The organism is Saccharomonospora iraqiensis subsp. iraqiensis (assembly GCF_000430445.1).
GTDB classification, from domain to species: Bacteria; Actinomycetota; Actinomycetes; order Mycobacteriales; family Pseudonocardiaceae; genus Saccharomonospora; species Saccharomonospora iraqiensis.
In genome coordinates, this window is sequence record NZ_KE387083.1 from 32,249 (window position 1) to 38,243 (window position 5,995).

5 protein-coding genes are annotated in these 5,995 nt (G+C 70.1%); 3 read left to right on the forward strand and 2 right to left on the reverse strand.

Annotated elements, in window-relative coordinates; all coding sequences use genetic code 11:
• Nucleotides 1-272, reverse strand: a 272-nt coding sequence (locus ACTIR_RS22555; protein ID WP_034239275.1) for a nucleoside hydrolase, incomplete at its 3' end; no start/stop codon positions are given.
• Between the two features lie 99 nt (nucleotides 273-371).
• Between ACTIR_RS22555 and ACTIR_RS0109715 the strand changes: the two genes are divergently transcribed.
• Complete coding sequence (locus ACTIR_RS0109715) at nucleotides 372-1,127, forward strand: acyltransferase (RefSeq protein ID WP_026454120.1); 756 nt, start codon at nucleotides 372-374, stop codon at nucleotides 1,125-1,127.
• Between the two features lie 55 nt (nucleotides 1,128-1,182).
• On the opposite strand, the gene ACTIR_RS0109720 is transcribed toward ACTIR_RS0109715, so the two are convergent.
• Nucleotides 1,183-2,616 (reverse strand): short-chain fatty acyl-CoA regulator family protein, encoded by a 1,434-nt coding sequence (locus tag ACTIR_RS0109720; RefSeq protein ID WP_026454121.1) that lies wholly within the window; start codon nucleotides 2,614-2,616, stop codon nucleotides 1,183-1,185.
• Between the two features lie 214 nt (nucleotides 2,617-2,830).
• On the opposite strand from ACTIR_RS0109720, the gene aceA reads away from it, so the two are divergent.
• Nucleotides 2,831-4,120: an isocitrate lyase gene (aceA, locus tag ACTIR_RS0109725; protein ID WP_026454122.1), complete on the forward strand. Its 1,290-nt coding sequence runs from the start codon at nucleotides 2,831-2,833 to the stop codon at nucleotides 4,118-4,120.
• 47 nt (nucleotides 4,121-4,167) lie between these two features.
• A complete protein-coding gene (gene aceB, locus ACTIR_RS0109730; RefSeq protein WP_026454123.1) occupies nucleotides 4,168-5,769 on the forward strand; it encodes a malate synthase A in 1,602 nt (533 codons plus the stop codon).
• Nucleotides 5,770-5,995 lie beyond the last annotated feature (226 nt).

A 5,995-nucleotide genomic window follows, 5' to 3' on the forward strand; every position in this document is an offset into this window, starting at 1 on the left:
CGGCCGGACAGGCCGTCGTCCCCGTGCGCGGAGGACGGGCGGGTCCGGCGGGGATGCACCAGCGGCCGTGCGGCCCCCCGGGCCACCGGCACGTCCTCCCGGTCGCACAGCGCCAGCACCCGGCGGGCGTTGGCGGTGGTCAGCTCCACGTCGACGTTGCCGAAGACGGTCGTGACCCCGAGCAGGTCGACGTCCGCGCTCCGCGCCGCGAGCGCGAGCGCGAACGCGTCGTCCACGCCCGGGTCGGTGTCGATGATCAGTTTCGTGCCCATCCGTGTCCGCACTCCCGTCCCGGGGCGAACTCTGCCTCCGCCTCGTCCCCGGGCGATGTCCGCCTCCGTGCCTGTCGGCGTCCACGGTACGGTCCCGCCATGACGTCGATCTGGGGTTCTCCCGTGCTCGCCCGGTTCCGGGCGTGGTCCCGGGCGCGGCGCGATCCCCGCCAGGCGCGGTTCCTCACCGCCGACTCGCTGCGCTGGGTCCTGCGCCACCGAGCGTTCACCCCCTGGTACCTGGTGCGCTACTGGCGGCTGTTGAAGTTCCGGCTGACCCACCCGCACATCCTCGTGCGGGGCATGGTCTTCCTCGGCCGCGACGTCGAGATCGACTGCAGGCCCGGCTACGGGCGGATGGAGATCGGACGCTGGGTGCACGTCGGCGACGGCAACGCGATCCGGTGCCACGAGGGGTCCCTGCGCCTCGGGGACAAGGTCGTCCTCGGCCGGAACAACGTGCTCAACGGCTACCTCGACATCGAGATCGGCGCGGCGACCCTGCTGTCCGACTGGATCTACATCTGCGACTTCGACCACGTCACCACCGACATCCACCGCCCGATCAAGGACCAGGGCATCGTGAAGGCGCCGGTGCGGATCGGGCCGGACGGCTGGATCGGCACGAAGGTGTCCGTGCTGCGCGGCACCCGGGTCGGGCGCGGAGCCGTCCTCGGGGCGCACTCGGTGGTGCGCGGCGACGTCCCCGACTTCGCGGTCGCCGTCGGTTCCCCCGCGCGGGTCGTGCGGGACCGCGAGGCCGACTACGCGGCCGACGCCGAACGCCGGAGGGCGGTCGAGGACATGGCCCGCAAGGCCGACGAGGCACTGCGCAAGACCCTCGGCGAGGAGTGATCGCCGGCCTCGCCGAGGGCTGCCGGGGCCGTGCGGCCCCGCGACGGGGCGCCGGTCAGGCCTCCTCCGGCTTCGGCACCGCCGGGTAGGGGACGAACGTGCTGGTGTTCTCGTCCACGGTGAGCTGCTTGCCGATCGTGGGGAACGCCCGCTGCGGGCACGCCTGGCGTTCGCAGACCTTGCATCCCATGCCGATCGGCGTGGCGGCCGTGGCGTCGTCCAGGTCCAGCCCCGCCGAGTACACCAGCCGGTGGGCGTGCCGCAGTTCGCAGCCCAGGCCGACGGAGAAGATCTTGCCGGGGCTGCCGTAGCCGCCGATGTTGCGCGAGATCGTGCGGGCGACCCAGAAGTAGCTCTTGCCGTCGGGCAGGGTCGCCACCTGGCTGAAGATCTTGCCGGGCGAGGTGAACGCCTCGTAGATCACCCACAGCGGGCAGGCGCCGCCCACGCGGGAGAAGTGGAACCCGGCCGCGGACTGGCGCTTGGACATGTTGCCCGCGCGGTCCACCCGCACGAAGGAGAACGGGATGCCGCGCAGCTTCGGCCGTTGCAGCGTGGACAGCCGGTGACACACCGTCTCGAACCCGACGCCGAAGTGGTCGCACAGCAGCTCGATGTCGTAGCGGAACCGCTCGGCGGCGCCGTGGAACAGGCGGTAGGGCAGGATCAGCGCGCCCGCGAAGTAGTTCGCCAGCCCCACCCGGGCCAGCGAGCGGGCGGCGGGGCCGGAGAACGCCCACGAGTCGGCGATCTCGGTGATCAGGTCGTCGTACTCCAGCAGCGCGATCTGCGAGGCCATCCGGAACGCCTGCTGACCGATGCGCAGGCTGGGCGCCATGCGCAGCACCCGGCCCCGCGGTTCGTAGCGGTGCTGCTCGCCCTCGGCCTCGTTGAGCCCCTCGCTGGTCACGGTGACGTCGTAGTGCTCGGTGAGCCGGTCGCGCAGGCCGTTGCGGATCTCGTCGCGGCGCAGGCCCAGGTCGTGATACATCCGCTCGGCGCGCTCGTCGAGTTCGGCGACGTAGTTCTCCCGTTCGTAGAAGAAGTCCCGCACCTCCTCGTGCGGCAGCGGGGCCGCCGCGCTGCCGTGCGACCCCCGGCCGTCCTCGGTGACCAGCGCGGCCGTGCTCTCCACCGCGTTGCGGTAGCTGCGGTGCAGCTTGACCAGCGCCTCGGCCACCGACGGCAGGTTCTTGGCGAGGTCGTTGATCTCGCCGCGGGAGACGTCCGCCCCGATCGACTCGTCCATCAAGGCCTCCCGCACGTCCGCGACGATCCGGGAGGTGTCGTTGTCGGCGAAGAACTCGGCGTCCACCCCGAACGTCTCGGTGATCCGCAGCAGCACGGGCACCGTGAGCGGACGGCTGTTGTGCTCGATCTGGTTGAGGTAGCTGGGGGAGATGTCCAGCAGCCGGGCGAGGTCGGCCTGGCTCATCGAGCGGCTCTCGCGCAGATGACGTAGGCGCGCTCCGGCGAAAGTCTTGTCCACGAGGGGGGCCCCTTCCGGAGGGTTTTTCGTTCGGTACCGATCCAGCCGCGTCGATCGATCGGCGCTGCGAAGGCCGCCTTCGCAACTTCACAAGATCATAGGCAAAATTTGCACAACTTGGCAAGTTGGAGCTCTGGCTTGGTTTTTGCAGGGCATGTCATCGTCTGTCTTAACAGGCGAGGAATCGCAAAGTTCGCAAAGTTGGAGAGACGCGATGACTGAGTCCACGGGGAAGAGCTTCGAGCAGGAAGCGGCCAAGCTGGCGAAGGAGTGGGAGACCAACCCGCGCTGGGCGGACGTGAAGCGTTCCTACTCCGCGGAGGACGTCGTGAAGCTGCGCGGCAGCGTGGTCGAGGAGAACACCCTCGCGCGGCGTGGTGCGGAGAAGCTGTGGGACCTCCTGCACAGCGAGGACTACATCCACGCGCTGGGCGCGCTGACCGGTAACCAGGCCGTGCAGCAGGTGCGCGCCGGCCTGAAGGCCATCTACCTGTCCGGCTGGCAGGTCGCCGCCGACGCCAACCTGGCGGGCCAGACCTACCCGGACCAGAGCCTCTACCCGGCCAACTCGGTTCCCGCGGTCGTCCGCCGGATCAACAACGCGCTCGGCCGTGCCGACCAGATCAACTGGGCCGAGGGCAACACCGACATCGACTGGTACGCCCCGATCGTGGCCGACGCCGAGGCCGGCTTCGGTGGCCCGCTGAACGCCTTCGAGCTGATGAAGGGCATGATCTCCGCCGGTGCCGCCGGTGTGCACTGGGAGGACCAGCTGGCCTCCGAGAAGAAGTGCGGCCACCTCGGCGGCAAGGTGCTCGTGCCGACCAAGCAGCACGAGCGCACGCTGAACGCCGCCCGCCTGGCCGCGGACGTGTCCGACGTGCCCTCCATCGTCGTCGCCCGCACCGACGCGCAGGCCGCCACGCTGATGACCAGCGACGCCGACGAGCGCGACCACAAGTTCCTCACCGGCAACCGCACGTCCGAGGGCTTCTACGAGGTCCAGAACGGCATCGAGCCCTGCATCGACCGCGGCCTGGCCTACGCCGAGTACGCCGACCTGCTGTGGATGGAGACCTCCGAGCCGGACCTGGAGGTGGCCCGCAAGTACGCCGAGGCGATCAAGGCCAAGTACCCGAACCAGATGCTGGCCTACAACTGCTCGCCGTCGTTCAACTGGAAGAAGCACCTGGACGACGCGACGATCGCGAAGTTCCAGCGCGAGCTGGCCGCCATGGGCTACAAGTTCCAGTTCATCACGCTGGCCGGCTTCCACGCCCTGAACTACTCCATGTTCGACCTGGCGAAGAACTACGACGCCAACGACATGACCGCCTACGTCGACCTCCAGCAGAAGGAGTTCGCCGCCGAGGCGCAGGGCTACACCGCCACCAAGCACCAGCGCGAGGCGGGCACCGGCTGGTTCGACCTGGTCAGCACCGCGCTGAACCCGGAAAGCTCCACGACCGCCCTGAAGGGCTCCACCGAAGAGGCGCAGTTCTGACGGCCACTTAGGCCGCGGCAGCGCCACAACTGCTCGAAGGGGACGAGATGGCTGACACGCTCAACTGCCGGCTCCAGGTGACCGGCACCTCGCAGGAGCGATTCGACGAGATCCTCACCCCGGCGGCGCTGGAGTTCGTCGCGAAGCTCGACAACGCCTTCGCGGGTCGGCGCAGGGAACTGCTCGACGCGCGCAGGCTCCGCAGGGACCGCATCGCCTCCGGGGAGGAGACGCTCGACTTCCTCCCGGAGACGGCCGCGATCCGCGCGGACGAGACGTGGCAGGTGGCCCCGCCCGCACCCGGTCTCACCGACCGGCGGGTGGAGATCACCGGCCCGACCGACCGGAAGACCACGGTCAACGCGCTGAACTCCGGGGCCGGGGTGTGGCTCGCCGACTTCGAGGACGCCACGTCACCGACCTGGGACAACGTCGTGGGCGGTCAGCGCAGTCTCTACGACGCGATCCGGCGCGACATCGACTTCACCGACAAGGGCAAGCACTACGTGATCGGGGACGATCCGGCGACGATCGTCGCCCGGCCGCGGGGCTGGCACCTGGTGGAGAAGCACGTCCGGATCGACGGGCGTCCCGTGTCGGCCAGTCTCGTCGACTTCGGGCTGTACTTCTTCCACAACGCGCGTCAGCTGCTGGCGCGGGGGAGTGGGCCGTACTTCTACCTGCCGAAGCTGGAGAGTCACCACGAGGCGCGACTGTGGAACGACGTGTTCCGCTTCGCGCAGGCCGAACTCGGCATCCCGCAGGGGAGCATCCGGGCGACCGTGCTGATCGAGACGATCACGGCGGCGTTCGAGATGGACGAGATCCTCTACGAGCTGCGCGAGCACGCGGCCGGCCTGAACGCGGGCCGGTGGGACTACATCTTCAGCCTCATCAAGACCTTCGCCACCGGCGGCGCGGACTACGTGCTGCCGGACCGGGCGGAGGTGACGATGACGGTGCCGTTCATGCGGGCCTACACCGAACTGCTGGTGCGCACCTGCCACAAACGCGGGGCGCACGCGATCGGCGGGATGGCGGCGTTCATCCCCAGCAGGGACCCGGAGGTCAACGCGACGGCGACGGAGAAGGTGCGGCAGGACAAGGAGCGCGAGGCCGCCGACGGCTTCGACGGCTCCTGGGTGGCGCATCCCGGTCTCGTGCCGGTGTGCCGGGAGGTGTTCGACGGCGTCCTGGGCGAGCGGCCGAACCAGCTCGACCGTCTGCGGCCGGACGTCGCGGTCACCGCCGAGGACCTGCTCAACGTGGCGAGCGCCGGGGGCGAGGTCACCGAGCAGGGCCTGCGGTCGAACATCAACGTGGCGCTGCGCTACCTGGACGCCTGGCTGCGTGGCACCGGTGCCGCGGCGATCTTCAACCTCATGGAGGACGCCGCCACGGCGGAGATCGCCCGGTGCCAGGTGTGGCAGTGGCTGCGCAACGGCACCAAGCTCGACGACGGCACCCCGGTCACCGAGCCCCTGGTGCGGGAGTGGCTGGACGAGGAGCTCACCGGGATCCACGCCGATCTCGGCGCGGGCAACCGGCTGGCCGACGCCCGGGAGATCTTCGTCGAGACCGCGCTCGGGGAGAAGCTGCCCAGCTTCTTCACGACCGGCGCCTACGCCCGCTATCTGATGGACTCCTGAGCCGAGTCCGTCCCGGACCCGCGCGTGGTGCGTGGTAGCCGTGGAGGGCCCTTCCCCCGCATCCGGCGCGGGGGAGGGGCCCTTCACGTATGTGTTCGGGCGGTGACGGGCGGGGCGCGGCGCCGCGCCCCGCCCGTCACTTCACCGTCGTGCGGGCGGAGTCAGTGCCGAGGCGCCCCGGTAGCCGGGCGGGAGGTCCGCCCGGCCGACGGTGAGCAGCACCGGG